Source organism: Streptomyces sp. NPDC049887 (assembly GCF_040656535.1).
Classification (GTDB): domain Bacteria; phylum Actinomycetota; class Actinomycetes; order Streptomycetales; family Streptomycetaceae; genus Streptomyces.
On the sequence record NZ_JBFAMM010000011.1, the window covers coordinates 71,020 to 86,129 of the forward strand.

Below are 15,110 nucleotides of genomic sequence, written 5' to 3' on the forward strand. Positions count from 1 at the left end.
CGCAATCCGCGCACCGACGGGCGACGCGGATTGCGGCGGGAACCCTCCCAAGCCCCTGGGCCGCGGGCCGGGAAGCACGGCGCTACGAGTTACCGCGGCTCCTGCTGAGGCTGTTCCTCGGCCGGCTGCTGCGGCTGCTTCTGCTGGTCGGGCTGCTGCGGCTGCTCCGCCGGGGGTGACTCGGGGAGCTGCTGCTCCGACTGTTCCGGCTGCTGCGGCTCGGCCGGCTCCTCGGGTGCGGGAGGCTGTGGCTGCTCGGGCGGGACCGGCTGGTCCTGTTCCTGCGGAGGCTGTTCCCGCTCCGTCTCGGGCGCCACGGGCTTCTCCGGCTGATCCGGCGATGGCGGCTCTTCCGAGTCCGGCGCCACGGGCTTCTCCTTCTGTTCCTCCTGCGACGGCTTGTCCGTCTTCTCGTCCTTCTTCTGCTCCTCCTGCGACGGCTTGTCCGTCTTCTCGTCCTTCTTCTGCTCCTCCTCCGAGGGCTTGTCCGTCTTCTCGTCCTTCTTCTGCTCCTCCTGCGACGGCTCGTCCGTCTTCTCGTCCTTCTTCTGCTCCTCCTCCGAGGGCTTGTCCGTCTTCTCGTCCTTCCGCGACGGCTCATCCTCCTTCTGCTGCTCGTCTTCCTTTTCCTTCTCCTCGTCCTTGCCCTTCTCCTCGTCCTCGTCCGTCCCGCCGTCCTGCGTACCCTGGTCCTCGCCCTCCGGGAACACGTCCGAGGAGTCCTTGGCAGGCTCGGGCAGGACCGGGTACGCCGCGTCCTGCGGCTGACCCTTCGGGGCGGGAATCCGGTGGTCGCTGCGACCCTCGGCGTCCCCCTTCGGGCGCTCGAACCATGCCTTGGCATCCGGGTCGAACATCGCGACGGCCTTCATCGGCTTGGGCGCCGGGACGACCGCGACGATGGTGGACGAGCGGAAGGACGTCCACTTCTCGCCCGAGTACTTCTGCTCACCCTGGACCGCGACGGCAGGGGCCAGCGGGTTGCCGCACGCGCAGCGCACGCGCGGGACACCCCGGTCGTCGACGAGCACCGCCGTGCCGGCCTGAAGGACCGCCTGGTACTCGGTGGCCTTGCCGTCCCGGTATCCGTGGTTGGTGACCCGGGTGTCCCAGGTCAGCCGAACCGGCGTCAGCGACCGCAGGTAGGCGGGCACTTCGGCCTTCGGGATACGCAGGGCGCCCGCGAAGGCGCTGCCTTTGTTGTCGTTCTCCACGAGATACGCGATCTGCTTCTCCACGTCGCAGCTCGCGACGTTCTGCGTACCTCCGTACAGACCGGGGTGCGCGCCGCTTACGGCGACGGTGCGTGAGCCGATCCTCGACGTGTTCGGCCCGGTCGGACCCGCGGCGTTCCGGGTGTCCGTGGCGACGGACGGGGTGAACGGGTCACGGCCGGCCGCCGAGGCGGTCTGCAGGAAGATCTCTCCGCCCGCCTGGGATCCCCCTCCCATGAAGGAGAACGCGAGGATCACCGCCAACGCCACCATGACTGCCGTGCCGGCACTCACCAGTGTGAGCCGGCTCCGCCGCCAGAACGGCGGTTTTCCGCGGCCCGGGTCCGGCTCGCCGGGTCCGCCCGCCGCGGGCGGCTCATGCGGAGGATCAGGCGGGGGCGGGAGTCCGGGCGGGGGCGGGGGCTGTTCCCACCCGTCGGACGACCGGCCGGTCAGCGGACCGGACGGGGGGCCCGTGGGGCGTGTGGGGCGCTCGGACGGAGGAAGCTCTGACGTCACGGCATTCTCCCCAGAATCGGGGACGTCGGGGAAATGACGGTGGTCCTCATTTGCCCTCCCTATCGTCATTATGGGCTTCTGGTCCGGGAATTGTGGATCTTGCAGATTTCCGCCGCGTACCGCCGTGCGACAGCGCGAGCGGCGCGTTCGATGCGGAGGGGCGGCGTTCTCAGCCGACCCCGATCCCAGGAAAACCCGGTCGCCGCAGGCGCGTCATGCCGCTGCATTTCGGGACTTGACAGGCCAGGGCGCCCGAGCAATGCGTGCGCACATGTCTTCGGCCTCCGCCCTGAACGGGGCGGAGGCCGAGGACGGGGGCCGGGAAGGCGACGGACGGGGGAAGGACGGGAGAGGGAAACGGCGGTACGTCGCGTCACATCGTGATCACGACCTTGCCGCACGCCCCGCTCTCCCTGAGGTACCGGATGGCCTCGGGCAGCTCACCCAGCCGATACGTCCTGTCGACGACCGGGGTGACGCTGCCGGCCTCGATCAGCTCCCTCAGCGATTCCAGGTCCTCGACCCGCTCCGCCGAGAACAGCCCGCACAGCCGCTGCCGTACGAACGGGGACAGCAGCATCGCCCGCAGGACCCGGTCGGTGCCGCCGAGCCAGCGTCCCCCTCCCTCGCCGCCGACGAGGACCAGCGTCCCCCGCGGGTTCAGCGCCCGCCTGAGCCGTGCCAGCGGAGCGTTGCCCGCGGTGTCGACGACGAGGTCGAAGGCACGGGAGCCGTCCGCGTAGTCCTCACGGGTGTAGTCGAGGACCTCGTCGGCGCCGAGGGCGCGGACCAGGTCCGTCTTCGTCGTGCTGCAGACGCCCGTGACTCGCGCACCGAAGGCCTTGCCGAGCTGTACGGCGAACGTCCCGACCCCACCCGCCGCCCCGATGACCAGCACGCGCTGCCCGGCCCGCACCCGGCCCGTGTCGCGCAGCGCCTGGAGTGCGGTGACCGCGGAGAGGGGCACGGCCGCCGCCTGCTCGGCCGAGAGGTTCGCGGGCCGCGTCACGAACCGGTCCTCACGGGCGGTCGCGTACTCGGCGAAGGCCCCCTCGCAGAAGCCGAACACCTCGTCTCCGGGCCGGAAGCGGGTCACGCCGGCACCGACCGCCTCCACCCGGCCCGCCACCTCCCGGCCGCGGACGGGAACCTTGGGAGCGCGCAGCCCGTAGCCCATGAGGCGCAGGAGGTACGGCAGCCCAGTCATCAAGTGCCAGACGCCCGCGTCCACGCCGGCCGCGCGTACTCGTACGAGCACCTCGCCGTCCCCCGCGACGGGCTCGGGGACGTCCCTCAGCTCCAGCACCTCGGCGGAGCCGTATGTGTCCTGTGCGACGGCCTTCATGCGGTACCCCCTCCACTGCCGCTGCCCGGTTCTCCGGCCGTGTACTGGAAGACCTGCTCGAGCGGAACTCCGAAGACGTGGGAGATCCGGAACGCCATTTCGAGCGAGGGCGAGTAGCGGCCCTTCTCGATGGCGATGACGGTCTGGCGGGTCACCCCGATCCGGTCGGCCAGTTCCGCCTGGGTCATCTCTCCGTGAGCGAAGCGGAGGGAGCGGATCGAGTTCGTGACGCGGGTCGGTTTCACCACGGCTGGAAGCCCCACCGGTAGGCGCAGATCCTCGCCACGGAGCCGAGGACCGCGGACAGGACGAAGGCCAGGTAGACGGTGTTGGCGATCCAGAAGTGGTCCGCCTCGGCCATGGCCAGGACGAGGGCGGCGACCCCGCCCAGGACGACGAGGGACTGGCCGGTGAGTTCGCCGAACCGGGCGATCTCCCGGTCGCGCTCGTCCTTCGGGCCGGCCTCCCCGGGCGAGGCCAGCGCGACCGCGATGTGGAGCGCGACGGTCGCCGCGATGGCCGCGCCCACGCTCCAGAGCAGCGCGGACGCGTAGGGCGCCTCGGCGAGTGCGACTCCGTCGGCCCGTCCGAGAACCACGGCGAGGTAGGCCGCGTATGCGGCGATCGCGACCACCCCCATGATCCAGGCACGTTTCTCCTCGAACGCCATGACCTCTCCCCCTGTAAAGGAAACTTGACACAGCGAAGGTAAAGCTACCCATACATCAAGTCAAGCATTCTTTACACAGGCTTTCGGAGCGATCGCCGCGACCAGCCGCCACCCCACTCACCGGCACCGCCCACCGTCGCCGACACCGCCCACCGCCCACGGCCACCGGCACCGCCCACCGCCGCCGACACCGCCCACCGGCCGCCTCGACCTCGCTCAGGTCGTCGCGGTTCCAAGAACTCTCCGGTCATTCCGTGACATCCGTCACGCCGAACCGGGCACTAGGGCGGCCGAATAGTAGAGAGCCCGGCAATGGACAAATGAGACTTGTCCACTTTGGGAGAGACATGTCCCGTGGTCGCCGTGGGGGCATTCGACCGGCTCGCCGGTTCCGCCCGTTTACCGGGAAGCCGGGGGTTCCTGACGGGTCAACAGGAGTGCGGGTCAGGTCCGGAACCGGGGCCAGCACGCCTGAGGGCCCATTTCAAGAGGCGCCCCGACCTACGAGCCGAGGTAGTAACGACGCTCATTGCTCCCGCCGCGCGGCGCTTCTAAGAATGGCGGCCCGCAAAGGCGTCTCCGCAGCTCAGCACAGGACCAGTGCCGGGTCGACCGTTCCCCGGGGGCGCTCCGCGAAAACCGAGTGAGGTCATGCATGAGGAAGCACCGCAGGAAGACGCACCACCGGAAGATAACGATCGCCGCCGTCGCCCTGGGCGCCGTGGCCGTGCCTTCCGTCGCCATGGCCTGTATGGACCAGCCTGACGGTCAGAACCGCCAGGAGAGCCGCGACAGCCGCTCCTGGGGGGACTGGAAGAACGCCTCGTCCGGGAATCCCTGGCAGCAGGGCGGCTGGGACTGGAAGAAGAAGCACGGCGGTGAGCCCGGCGGCGCCGAGCAGCCCGGTTCGGAGCCCGGTGCGGCCGAGCCCGGCGGTTCCGCCCCGGCCGAGCCGGCTCCGCAGGCCCCCGCACCCGCCAAGCCCGCCGCTCCCAAGCCCGCGGCGCCGAAGCCCGCCGCTCCCAAGCCGGCCGCGCCGAAGCCCGCCGCTTCCCCGAGCACGCCCGCGTCCTCCGCTCCCGCCTCCGGCGACGTGGCGCGCGTCGTGGAGCTGGTCAACAGCGAGCGCAGCAAGGCCGGATGCTCCCCGGTGAAGGTCAACGCCAAGCTGACCAAGGCCGCCCAGGACCACAGCAAGGACATGGCCGCCCACCGCAACATGTCCCACACGGGCTCCGACGGCTCCGACCCGGGCGCCCGGATCACCCGCGCCGGGTACAACTGGAGCACGTACGGCGAGAACGTCGCCTACGGCTACGAGACCCCCGAGAAGGTCATGGCGGGCTGGATGTCCAGCCCGGGCCACAAGAAGAACATCCTGAACTGCGAGTTCAAGGAGATCGGCGTCGGCCTCGCGCAGCCCGGGAACTACTGGACCCAGGACTTCGGCACCGCCCGCTGACCATGACCGCGGCCGTTCGCCGCCCCCGCGAACGGACCCCCCACCGCGGCCCGCGAAAGGGCCCCGACCGTGCTCGGACGCTGCGTCCGTGCACGGTCGGGGCCTTCGCCGTGCCCGGCCACCGGGCGGCGGAGGTCGGGCGCCGCGGGAAGTCCTGCCGGACCTCTGGTCTTTCATGTGACCCGCCAGTACCTTACCGCCGGTAATTACCTGTCTCCCTCCTGTCCCACACCCCAGGAGCGCGCCGTGAAGACAGCACTTCTTCCGACCCTGACCGGTGTCGCCGTCGCCCTCGCGGTCACCGCCGCCTCCGCCCCGGCGTCCGCGGCCCCGGTGCCGACCGCCGCCTCCGGCCCCGGCACCCTGCGCGAGGTGCTGTTCGTCGGCAACAACTGGGACGGCACCGCCGATGTCCTCGAACCCTCCGGGTCCCTCGCCAGGATCGGCCGGATCAACGTGATTCCGGACAAGGACCGGCGGATGCTGGAGATCTACCTCAACCCGGTGAAGCTCGCGTACTTCCTCGGCATCCGGATGTCCGTGGGCGAGGGGCACGACCAGTTCGTCGACGACATGTACTCGACGCCGGACGGGTCGGCCGTCGTGGTGTCCCGCCCGAGCTTCGCCGACGTCGTCTCCGTCGACGTGGCCACCGGCAAGCTCAACTGGCGCTTCCCCGTGTCGGGTTACCGCTCCGACCACATGGCCGTCTCCCCGGACGGGACCCGGGTCGCGGTCTCCGCGTCGACGTCCAACACCGTGCACGTCCTCGACATCCGGACCGGCCGGGAGACGGGCTCGTTCACCACCGGGGACAAGCCGCACGAGAACGTCTTCACCGACGGCGGCAAGCGGATCTGGAACAGCGCGATCGGCGAGGTCAACACCGCGTTGGACGACCCCTTCTGGGACTTCACCAAGGGCGACCGCAAGATCACCGTCGTCGACGCGCAGACGTACCGCACGGTGAAGGTCGTCGACATGCGGCAACGGCTGGACGACTTCGGCCGCAAGGACCTCTCGGACGCGGTCCGGCCCGTGGCCTTCACCCCCGACGAGTCGAAGCTCTACTTCCAGGTGTCGTTCTTCAACGGCTTCCTGGAGTACGACGTCGCCGCCGACCGCATCACCCGCGAGAAGACCCTCCCGAAGAATCCGGCGACCAGCGAGGACCGCACGACCTGGGTCAACGACTCCCGCCACCACGGGATCTCGATGAGTCCCGCGGGCGACAAGATCTGCGTCGCCGGGACGATGGACGACTACGCCACGGTCGTCGACCGGGCCACCCTCGAGGAGGGTCCGCTGGTCACGGCCTCGAAGCCGTACTGGGCCACGGTGAGCGGGGACGGGAAGTCCTGTGTGGTCTCCGAGAGCGGATCGGACTCGGTCACCGCGATCGACTTCGCCACCGGCCGGAAGGTGGCCAGCGTGCCGGTCGGGGACCATCCCCAGCGCGTACGGCTGGGCAGGGTGGCGGCGGACTGGACGGGCCCCTCTGCAGCGCGCGGGTAGTCCCGCCCCGGCCGCGGGAACGGCGGGCCCAGGACCAGGGCCGGACCGCGACCCGGCGAGGGGTGGCGGGGTCTCCGGGAGAGCGGCACCATCGGTTCATGACCCGCACGTTCGACCATCTGGTGGCCGAGGCCGAGGCCGAGGCCGAATCCGTGTCCGTGGCGGGCTGGGACTTCTCCTGGCTCGACGGGCGGGCGACCGAGCAGCGTCCGTCCTGGGGCTACCAGCGGCTGCGGAAGGTCGTGTGGACGGTGCCGGGCTTCACCGTGGCCCACCACCGCGACCGACTCCGCGAGCTGCACGAAAGGACCGAGACGGAGGGCCCCTTCGTCGCCCGGACGACGCGCTTCCTGATCGAGGCCCGCAAGCCCGGCTGACCCGCCCGCCGGGCACCCCCGCCAGGCCCCCGCGGAGCCCCCGAAGGGCCGCGGCGAAGGTGCGGCACGCCCGCACGGGAGGGATCATCGGGGAATGAGTCCCGAGATCCATCTCGCCCAGCAGCCCGAGGCCGACGAGCTCCTCGGGCGCAGCCCGCTCGCCCTCATGATCGGCATGCTGCTGGACCAGCAGGTCCCGATGGAATGGGCCTTCACGGGCCCCTTCACGATCGCCGAGCGCCTCGGAAAGGACGATCTCGACGCCCATGAGATCGCCGCCCAGGACCCCGAGGCGTTCGCCGAGCTGCTGTCGCGGAAGCCCGCTGTGCACCGCTACCCGGGGTCGATGGCGAAGCGGATCCACCAGCTGTGCCAGTACCTGGTGGACGAGTACGACGGCGACCCGACGGCATTGTGGAAGGACGCTCCCCCGGGCAAGGAGGTACTCCGCCGGCTGCTCGCCCTGCCCGGCTTCGGCAAGCAGAAGGCCCAGATCTTCCTCGCCCTGCTGGGCAAGCAGTACGGGGTGGCGCCGGAGGGCTGGCGGGAGGCTGCGGGGCCGTACGGCGAGGAGCGCGCCTACCGCTCGGCCGCGGACATCACCGGCCCGGAATCGCTGGCCAAGGTACGTGCGCACAAGCAGGAGCTGAAGCGCGCGGCGAAGGCGGCCAAATGACTCATAAGTACGCCCGAAGACGTACTAGTTGATGTCAATGTCGCTAAATAACGCGTGAGTTGCGGCACATGTGTTCACAGAACACCCAGAGATCGCTAGCTTCCCCTCAACCTCGTTCGCACCGGGAAGGACCTCTGTGAACGCAACCCATCGCAGAGCAGTGGCCACCGTGGCCGCAGCCGCACTTGCGACCCCGCTCCTGCTGGCATCCGCCTCGCCCGCAACCGCTCACCGGCACGACCCCGCCGAGAGAGCGGCGAAGGAAGCGGCCAAGCTCTCCAAGAAACTGGTCCGCAAGTCGTCCGCCAAGGACGCCTTCGAGCACCTGCAGAAGTTCCAGCAGATAGCCGACAGCACCGGCGGTCACCGCGCCGCCGGTTCGCTGGGTTACGACGCCTCCGCAGCGTACGTCTACCAGCAACTGAAGAAGGCCGGGTACGACGTCTCGTACCAGAACTTCGACTTCATCTACACCGAGACCCAGGCCCAAAAGCTGTCGGTGGTCTCCCCCGCGCCGCGCGACATCGCGATATCGGCGATGACGTACACCAAGTCGACCCCCGTGGGCGGTGTGAAGGCCGATCTGGCCGCCGTCCCCGTCGACGCCGACGGCACCACGGGCTGCGAGCCCGCGGACTTCGCCTCCGGGACCTTCACCGGCAAGGTGGCGCTGATCAAGCGCGGCGGCTGCACCTTCGCCGCCAAGCAGCAGAACGCGGCCGCCGCCGGCGCGATCGGCGCGATCATCTACAACAACACCGAGGGAGCCCTCGCCGGCACCCTCGGCGGCCCCGAGGCGGGGAAGATCCCGACCGGCGGCATCACCCAGGCCGAGGGCGCCAAGCTCGCCGAGGACCTGGCCAAGGGCCCCGTGAGCATCGACTTCGAGATCCGCCAGCTCCAGGAGAAGCGGACCACCCGCAACGTCATCGCGGAGACGCGGCACGGGAACGCCGCCAACACCGTGATGCTGGGCGCCCACCTCGACTCCGTGACCGCCGGCCCCGGAATCAACGACAACGGCTCCGGCTCGGCCGGACTGCTCGAGGTCGCGCTGGAGCTCGCCAAGGCGGAGAAGCGGCCCGCCAACAAGATGCGGTTCGCCTGGTGGGGCGCCGAGGAGAACGGTCTGCTGGGCTCCGAGCACTACGTCGCGAACCTCAGCGACCTGGGCAAGAAGGAGATCAAGCTCTACCTGAACTTCGACATGATCGCGTCCCCGAACTACGGCCTGTTCGTGTACGACGGCGACAACTCCGACGGCGTCGGCGCACCGGCCGGTCCGGCGGGCTCGGCCCAGCTGGAACGCGACATCAACGAGTTCATGGACCGCGTCGGCGCGCCCCACGAGGGCACGGACTTCACGGGCCGCTCCGACTACGGCCCGTTCGTCGAGGCCGGCATCCCGTCCGGCGGCACCTTCACCGGCGCCGAGGGCATCAAGTCGGCCGCGCAGGCGGAGAAGTTCGGCGGCACGGCGGGGGTCGCGTACGACGCCTGCTACCACGCCAAGTGCGACGACATCAAGAACGTCAACATGAAGGCGTTCGACGTCAACATCGACGTCATCGCCAACGCCGCCGGCACGTACGCGCACGACCTGAGCTCGCTGCGCAAGCCGGTCGCCACCGTCCCGACGGACGGCGACACGGGCAGCGGCGGCGGTCTGCACGACGGCCACGACCACGAGGTCACCGAGTAGCGGCGGGAACCGCGCTCCCCGGACCCGTCCCGCACCGACCGCGGGACGGGTCCCTCGCTCCCCACGCCGGCCGGGCTTCCCCGAGGCCCCGCCGGCGTCCGCCCGTCGGGTCGGCCGTCCAGCGGCGCCGCCCTACCGGCGACGTCTGCGGGCCGTGCCGAAGAGGGACCGGGAGATCTCCCGGCCCAGTTGGGTGCCGACCGAACGGGCCAGGGACGTGAACAGGCCACTGCCCATCACCTGGCCGACCAGCGAGTCGCCCCGCTCCTCCGGACGCGCCGCCCCGTCCTCCCGCCGGGCTGCCTCCGCCGCCTCCCGCGCGGCCTCGGCTTCGCGTGACGCCCGCAACGCCGACTCCTCGGCGGCCTGCTGCTCCGCCGTCAGCCTCTCGTACGCCGACTCCCGGTCCACGGCCAGTGCGTAGCGCGGGTACAGCACCGAGGACCGCACCGCGGCCTCCAGCTCCGTGTCGCCGACCGGGCCCATCAGAGACCGCGGCGCCCGCAACCGGGTCGCCGCGACGGGGGTCGGAGCCCCCGACTCGCTCAGCACGGTGACGACCGCCTCCCCCGTACCCAGTGAGGTGAGGACCTCCTCCAGGTCGTACGCGGAGTCCGGGAACGTCCGCACCGTCGCCTTCAGCGCCTTGGCGTCGTCCGGGGTGAAGGCCCGCAGGGCGTGCTGCACCCGGTTGCCGAGCTGCCCCAGCACGTCGCCGGGCACGTCCTTGGGCGTCTGCGTCACGAAGAAGACCCCGACGCCCTTCGAACGGATCAGCCGCACCGTCCGGGTGACCGCGTCCAGGAACGCCTCGGAGGCCCCGTCGAACAGCAGATGCGCCTCGTCGAGGAAGAACACCAGCTTCGGCTTGTCGAGGTCGCCGACCTCCGGCAGATCCGCGTACAGATCCGCGAGCAGCCACATCAGGAAGGTCGAGAAGAGCTGCGGCCTGTCCTGCACTCCGGGGAGTTCCAGCACGGACACGACGCCGCGTCCGCCGGACGCCGTCCGCAGGAGCTCGCCGGTGTCGAACTCCGGCTCGCCGAAGAAGTCGCTCCCGCCCTGCTGCTCGAAGGCCGTGATGGCCCGCAGGATCACTCCGGCCGTGGCCGTGGACAGCCCGCCGATGCCCTTCAGCTCGGGCTTCCCCGTGTCGGACACCAGGAAGGCGACCACGGCCCGCAGGTCCTTCAGGTCCACCAGCTCCAGGCCCTTGGCGTCGGCGTAGTGGAAGACCAGGCCGAGGGACTGCTCCTGCGTCCGGTTGAGCCTGAGCACCTTGGACAGCAGCACCGGACCGAAGTCCGTGACGGTCGCACGGACCGGGATGCCGTGGCCGATGCCGCCCAGCGCGTAGAACTCGGTGGGGAATCCCTCGGCCTGCCACTCCTGGCCCACCTGCGCGGCTCGCTCCGCGAGCTTCTCCCCGCCCCGGCCGGGCGCGGAGATGCCGGAGAGGTCCCCCTTCATGTCGGCCAGGAAGACGGGGACGCCGTTCGCCGACAGCTGTTCCGCGACGAGCTGGAGCGTTTTGGTCTTGCCGGTGCCGGTCGCCCCGGCGACCAGACCGTGGCGGTTGAGCATGCCGAGGGGGATCCGGACGGGTGCTCCGGGCAGGCACCGGCCGTCGTGGAGCAGGGCACCCAGTTCGAGGGCCGGTCCCGGGAAGGCGTAGCCGGAGGCGATCCTCCGTGCCTCGGCGGAGAGATCGGCCGCTCCGGACTGGCCCGCGGACGAGGTCGGTTGCTCTGGCTCAGTCATGACACGGCCCCTACTTCCGGGTTTGCGAGGCTTTTGCGGGGTTTTGCCCAGCATCCCACCGGCGCTGCCTGGCTGCGCCGACCGCCGCTTGCCCGGTAGGCTTTCCGTGTGATCTTCAAGCGCATCGGAAACGGGCGGCCGTACCCCGACCACGGCCGGGAAAGCACCCGGCAGTGGGCGGATGTCGCGCCGCGCCCGGTCCGCCTCGATCAGCTCGTGACCACCAAGGGCCAGCTGGACCTCGAGACCCTCCTCGCCGAGGACTCGACCTTCTACGGCGACCTGTTCGCCCACGTCGTGAAGTGGCAGGGCGACCTCTACCTCGAGGACGGGCTGCACCGCGCCGTGCGCGCGGCACTCCAGCAGCGCCAGGTCCTGCACGCCCGGGTGCTCGAACTGGACTGACCCGGGCCGCCCGCCGCGGGCGACCCGTTCGGCCCTCCACGCTCCCCCGTCGGGCGCAGCCTCGCGACCCGTAAGGCGCAGCTTCGCGTCCATACGGAGGCAAGCAGATGATCGTTAAGTAGGCATAGCCCCCGGACCGCATTACGCTGCGCCCATGAGCATGCTCACTCCCCCAGGCATGGGCGGAAAGTACCGCATTACGGGCAACGCCTATCCACGTATGCGCCGCCCCCGTCGCCGCCGCAAGGTCGTGCTCGCAGTCGTCGCAGCCGTGGCCGTCATCGGTCTCGGCGGGTGGGGAACGCTGCAGCTCATCGACGCCTTCTCGGACGACGCCAAGAAGGCCGGCGCCAAGAGCCGGGCCGCGGCGTGCAAGCCGCGGTCCACACCCTCGGCCGTGCCCCCACCGCCGAGGCCTGCCCAGATCACCGTCAACGTCTACAACGCCACCCCGCGCAGCGGACTGGCCAAGGCCACCGCCGACGAGCTGCAGAAGCGCGGCTTCAACATCGGCAAGGTGGGCAACGCCCCGGCGGAGTACGACAAGAAGGTGCCCGGCGCCGCACTGCTGCTGGGCGCGCCGGGCGCCTACGAGGGGTCGTTCGGCGTGCTGGGCACCCAGCTCGCCGGCGCCCAGGTGAAGGCCGACGCCCGCACCTCCGCGGACGTCGACCTGATCATCGGCACGGCCTTCAAGACGCTGAACACCAAACCCGTCGCGGACAGGGCACTGGCCGCACTGGCCGAGCCCGAGCCCGCCCCGGGCGAGTGCGGCTGAACGCCTCGCTCCCCACGGCCGCACGGCCGGCCGCACGCCTCGCGCGCCCGCTCCGGGGGGCGCGAGGGCCGTGGGCCGGCGGACCGGGGGCCCCGGCGACCACCGCGACGGGTCCTACTCGGCCGCGCCGTACATCCGGTCGCCCGCGTCGCCGAGGCCCGGGACGATGTAGCCGTGCTCGTTGAGCCGCTCGTCGACGGAGGCCGTCACGACCGTCACCGGCGTGCCCGCGAGCTCGCGCTCCATCACCTCGACACCCTCCGGTGCCGCCAGCAGCACGACCGCCGTGACATCGTCGGCACCGCGCTTGATCAGCTCCTGGATCGCGGCGACCAGCGTGCCGCCCGTGGCCAGCATGGGGTCGAGGACGTACACCTGGCGGCCGGAGAGGTCCTCCGGCATGCGCGTCGCATACGTCGACGCCTCCAGGGTCTCCTCGTTGCGGATCATGCCGAGGAACCCCACCTCGGCGGTCGGCAGCAGCCGCACCATGCCGTCGAGCATGCCGAGGCCGGCCCGCAGGATCGGCACCACCAGGGGCCGCGGACGGGAGAGCTTCACTCCCGTGGTCGCCGACACCGGCGTCTCGATGTCGATCTGCTCGGTGCGCACATCACGCGTGGCCTCGTACGCGAGCAGGGTCACCAGCTCGTCGGCGAGGCGCCGGAAGGTGGGGGAGTCGGTGCGCCGGTCGCGCAGGGTGGTGAGTTTGTGCGCCACCAGGGGGTGGTCGACGACGTGGATCCGCATGGACCCAACAGTAGCCGGGGCTGGCGTGGACGCGGCCTCCGGCGGGAAGGTGGGAAATGGCCTTCCAGCGCCGAGGGGGTGTGGCCGATGCCGGAGCGGGACCAGCACGACCGGGACCAGCAGGACCGGGAGCAGCGGCGGGAACCGCGGCAGGAACCGCGGCAGGAACAGGAGGAGACCGACGCCGAGCGCAGGCGCCGGCGCGCCCAGTTCCTCCGCGAACTGCACGAGGCGAAGGCCTTGCGTGACCGCGTCCAGCCCCGGCGTGCCCGTACGGCGCGGATGCGTCATGCGATGCGCATGCGCTCCTTCCGCTGGTGAGCCTCGGTGTCCCCTGGACGGACCCCTGCGCCGCCGTTCGGCGGGCCCTCTCGCTGAACGCGTGCACGACGCAACGCCGGAAGACCTCTCGCGAAGCCGCTGTTTCTGCCACGATTCCGAGTGGGCGGGGCACGAGCAGCGCTCCGCCGGTCGTCACAACTCTGATCAGTGGGAGAGTCACGGTGTACTTCGCCGCACTGCTCGCGCGCACCGAAGACGGGTGGGTAGCGAGCGACACAGAGCTCGACGATGTGGAGACCCTGTCGGATCTGGCCGACCTGGCCCGCGATGCCTCGGTGAACGAGGACACGGTGCTCGCCTTCATCGAGCAGGAAGACACATGGTTCGGCATCGTCCGGGTGGACGGCGAGGACGATCCTCGTGTCTTCGTCTCGGACGCCGCCTCGGCAGCACGCTCCTCCTACGGGGCGATGCTCACGGACGAGCTGCTCGGCAAGGACGAGGAGGATGACGAGCTGGACTCGCTCGACCTCGACGGCACGGAGGACGGCGAACCGGAGGCCGAGGAGGACACGGCGGACGACTCCGACGCTGTCCCGGTCGGGCCGCTCGGCGACTTCGATCTGCTCGCCGACCTCGGGATGTCCGCCAAGGAGATCTGTGCGCTCAGCTCGGACGCGCTGACCGAGATCGCCGACACGCTCGGCGCTTCCGAGATGCTGGAGGCCGTCCGCTAGTGACGGACCCCGTCAGGGCGCCGTGGGAGGCGTCCATGCGGCTCGCGCTGGACGAGGCCGCACGTGCGCCGCTGGCCGGGGACGTCCCGGTCGGCGCCGTCGTGCTGGCCGAGGACGGCACCGTCCTGGCGGCCGGCCACAACGAACGCGAGCTGACCGGCGACCCCACCGGGCACGCCGAGGTCCTCGCGCTGCGGCGGGCGGCCGCGGTGCGCGGGAGCTGGCGGCTGACCGGCTGCACGCTCGTCGTCACGCTGGAGCCGTGCACGATGTGCGCGGGCGCCCTGGTGCTGTCCAGGGTGGACCGGGTGGTCTACGGCGCCCGCGACGAGAAGGCGGGCGCGGCCGGCTCGCTCTGGGACGTCGTACGGGACCGGCGGCTCAACCACCGCCCGGAGGTGATCCAGGGAGTGCTGGAGGCCGAGTGCGCGCAGCAGCTCACCGCGTTCTTCCGGGGCCCTCGCGGGGATGCCGGGGAAGGGCTGCGGGACGGCCTTCCCGGCCGCTGATCGATATCGATTTCAGAGCACGGCCCACCTTGGGCTAAGCTCTCTCCCGGTAGCGTGTCCGAGCGGCCGAAGGAGCTCGCCTCGAAAGCGAGTGTGGCGCAAGTCACCGAGGGTTCAAATCCCTCCGCTACCGCTCCCGTGAAGGGCCCCGCTGCTTGTTCCAGCCCGGGGCCCTTCATCATGTACGCGTGCGCCCCGCGCACGGGCGCCCGGACGCGGGCGGCCTCACGGCGCGGGCACGGCGCGCGCCCGGGGAGGCCCCGGCCGTTCGGGGGATCGGGCCGGGGCTTCCGTCCGGCCGGAGGAGGCGGGGCCGGTACTCACCGTTTCCCCGGGGGGAACGCGCCCGCCGGCCAGGCACCGCCGGCCGGGAGGAGCATGTGGCTCGCGGGCCCGCAGCGGGGGCAC

The 15,110-nt window shown here is 71.0% G+C and carries 16 protein-coding genes and 1 tRNA gene; 11 read left to right on the top strand and 6 right to left on the bottom strand.

The genetic code is table 11. The annotated features are described in order from the left end of the window. Positions 1 to 89 precede the first annotated feature (89 nt). From AB0J10_RS15935 to AB0J10_RS15950, 4 genes are all read right to left on the bottom strand, one after another. Complete coding sequence (locus AB0J10_RS15935) at positions 90 to 1,508, bottom strand: DUF6777 domain-containing protein (RefSeq protein WP_363061881.1); 1,419 nt, start codon at positions 1,506 to 1,508, stop codon at positions 90 to 92. Between the two features lie 598 nt (positions 1,509 to 2,106). Continuing rightward, positions 2,107 to 3,078 carry an NAD(P)-dependent alcohol dehydrogenase gene (locus tag AB0J10_RS15940; protein WP_363061883.1) on the bottom strand — a complete coding sequence of 324 codons (972 nt, stop codon included), beginning with the start codon at positions 3,076 to 3,078 and terminating at the stop codon, positions 2,107 to 2,109. Further along, positions 3,075 to 3,266, bottom strand: coding sequence for a helix-turn-helix transcriptional regulator (locus tag AB0J10_RS15945; protein ID WP_363061885.1), 192 nt, complete (start codon positions 3,264 to 3,266; stop codon positions 3,075 to 3,077). The genes AB0J10_RS15940 and AB0J10_RS15945 overlap by 4 nt, the downstream gene beginning before the upstream one ends. 53 nt (positions 3,267 to 3,319) lie before the next feature. Beyond that, complete coding sequence (locus tag AB0J10_RS15950; RefSeq protein WP_363061887.1) at positions 3,320 to 3,748, bottom strand: hypothetical protein; 429 nt, start codon at positions 3,746 to 3,748, stop codon at positions 3,320 to 3,322. Positions 3,749 to 4,403: 655 nt separating this feature from the next. On the opposite strand from AB0J10_RS15950, the gene AB0J10_RS15955 reads away from it, so the two are divergent. The 5 genes from AB0J10_RS15955 (at position 4,404) to AB0J10_RS15975 (ending at position 9,480) form a co-directional block, all read left to right on the top strand. Then, positions 4,404 to 5,210 (top strand): CAP domain-containing protein, encoded by an 807-nt coding sequence (locus AB0J10_RS15955; RefSeq protein ID WP_363061889.1) that lies wholly within the window; start codon positions 4,404 to 4,406, stop codon positions 5,208 to 5,210. Between the two features lie 246 nt (positions 5,211 to 5,456). Further along, a complete protein-coding gene (locus AB0J10_RS15960) occupies positions 5,457 to 6,725 on the top strand; it encodes a YncE family protein (RefSeq protein ID WP_363061891.1) in 1,269 nt (422 codons plus the stop codon). Between the two features lie 98 nt (positions 6,726 to 6,823). After that, positions 6,824 to 7,102 carry a hypothetical protein gene (locus AB0J10_RS15965; RefSeq protein WP_363061893.1) on the top strand — a complete coding sequence of 93 codons (279 nt, stop codon included), beginning with the start codon at positions 6,824 to 6,826 and terminating at the stop codon, positions 7,100 to 7,102. Positions 7,103 to 7,196: 94 nt separating this feature from the next. Then, complete coding sequence (locus AB0J10_RS15970) at positions 7,197 to 7,778, top strand: HhH-GPD-type base excision DNA repair protein (RefSeq protein WP_363061895.1); 582 nt, start codon at positions 7,197 to 7,199, stop codon at positions 7,776 to 7,778. 160 nt (positions 7,779 to 7,938) lie between these two features. Then, positions 7,939 to 9,480, top strand: coding sequence for a M28 family metallopeptidase (locus AB0J10_RS15975; protein WP_363062102.1), 1,542 nt, complete (start codon positions 7,939 to 7,941; stop codon positions 9,478 to 9,480). A 132-nt stretch (positions 9,481 to 9,612) separates the two neighbouring features. Here AB0J10_RS15975 and AB0J10_RS15980 read toward each other — a convergent pair whose 3' ends face one another. Next, positions 9,613 to 11,241, bottom strand: a complete 1,629-nt coding sequence (locus AB0J10_RS15980) for a helicase HerA-like domain-containing protein (RefSeq protein WP_363061897.1) — start codon at positions 11,239 to 11,241, stop codon at positions 9,613 to 9,615. 108 nt (positions 11,242 to 11,349) lie between these two features. Between AB0J10_RS15980 and AB0J10_RS15985 the strand changes: the two genes are divergently transcribed. Beyond that, the gene (locus tag AB0J10_RS15985) at positions 11,350 to 11,646 is read left to right on the top strand and encodes a type II toxin-antitoxin system VapB family antitoxin (protein WP_003999914.1); all 297 of its coding nucleotides are present in this window, start codon (positions 11,350 to 11,352) and stop codon (positions 11,644 to 11,646) included. 154 nt (positions 11,647 to 11,800) lie between these two features. Beyond that, on the top strand, positions 11,801 to 12,424 hold the full coding sequence (locus AB0J10_RS15990) for a LytR C-terminal domain-containing protein (protein ID WP_363061899.1): 624 nt from the start codon (positions 11,801 to 11,803) through the stop codon (positions 12,422 to 12,424). A gap of 114 nt (positions 12,425 to 12,538) precedes the next feature. On the opposite strand, the gene upp is transcribed toward AB0J10_RS15990, so the two are convergent. Next, a complete protein-coding gene (gene upp, locus AB0J10_RS15995) occupies positions 12,539 to 13,174 on the bottom strand; it encodes a uracil phosphoribosyltransferase (RefSeq protein ID WP_138054321.1) in 636 nt (211 codons plus the stop codon). A gap of 87 nt (positions 13,175 to 13,261) precedes the next feature. Between upp and AB0J10_RS16000 the strand changes: the two genes are divergently transcribed. From AB0J10_RS16000 to AB0J10_RS16015, 4 genes are all read left to right on the top strand, one after another. Further along, positions 13,262 to 13,495, top strand: coding sequence for a hypothetical protein (locus tag AB0J10_RS16000; protein ID WP_363061901.1), 234 nt, complete (start codon positions 13,262 to 13,264; stop codon positions 13,493 to 13,495). Between the two features lie 182 nt (positions 13,496 to 13,677). Then, positions 13,678 to 14,193 (top strand): hypothetical protein, encoded by a 516-nt coding sequence (locus tag AB0J10_RS16005; protein ID WP_363061903.1) that lies wholly within the window; start codon positions 13,678 to 13,680, stop codon positions 14,191 to 14,193. A 35-nt stretch (positions 14,194 to 14,228) separates the two neighbouring features. Next, positions 14,229 to 14,702, top strand: a complete 474-nt coding sequence (tadA, locus tag AB0J10_RS16010) for a tRNA adenosine(34) deaminase TadA (RefSeq protein WP_363061905.1) — start codon at positions 14,229 to 14,231, stop codon at positions 14,700 to 14,702. Between the two features lie 48 nt (positions 14,703 to 14,750). Continuing rightward, positions 14,751 to 14,835: transfer RNA gene (locus AB0J10_RS16015), tRNA-Ser, on the top strand. The last annotated feature ends 275 nt before the right edge of the window (positions 14,836 to 15,110 follow it).

Bases quoted from the DNA above. Each gene is read 5' to 3' on its own strand.
- upp (WP_138054321.1), bottom strand. From the start codon at position 13,174: ATGCGGATCCACGTCGTCGACCACCCCCTGGTGGCGCACAAACTCACC.
- AB0J10_RS15945 (WP_363061885.1), bottom strand. From the start codon at position 3,266: ATGACCCAGGCGGAACTGGCCGACCGGATCGGGGTGACCCGCCAGACC.
- AB0J10_RS15950 (WP_363061887.1), bottom strand. From the start codon at position 3,748: ATGGCGTTCGAGGAGAAACGTGCCTGGATCATGGGGGTGGTCGCGATC.
- tadA (WP_363061905.1), top strand. From the start codon at position 14,229: ATGCGGCTCGCGCTGGACGAGGCCGCACGTGCGCCGCTGGCCGGGGAC.
- AB0J10_RS15965 (WP_363061893.1), top strand. From the start codon at position 6,824: ATGACCCGCACGTTCGACCATCTGGTGGCCGAGGCCGAGGCCGAGGCC.
- AB0J10_RS15990 (WP_363061899.1), top strand. From the start codon at position 11,801: ATGAGCATGCTCACTCCCCCAGGCATGGGCGGAAAGTACCGCATTACG.
- AB0J10_RS15940 (WP_363061883.1), bottom strand. From the start codon at position 3,078: ATGAAGGCCGTCGCACAGGACACATACGGCTCCGCCGAGGTGCTGGAG.
- AB0J10_RS15955 (WP_363061889.1), top strand. From the start codon at position 4,404: ATGAGGAAGCACCGCAGGAAGACGCACCACCGGAAGATAACGATCGCC.
- AB0J10_RS15970 (WP_363061895.1), top strand. From the start codon at position 7,197: ATGAGTCCCGAGATCCATCTCGCCCAGCAGCCCGAGGCCGACGAGCTC.
- AB0J10_RS15980 (WP_363061897.1), bottom strand. From the start codon at position 11,241: ATGACTGAGCCAGAGCAACCGACCTCGTCCGCGGGCCAGTCCGGAGCG.
- AB0J10_RS16000 (WP_363061901.1), top strand. From the start codon at position 13,262: ATGCCGGAGCGGGACCAGCACGACCGGGACCAGCAGGACCGGGAGCAG.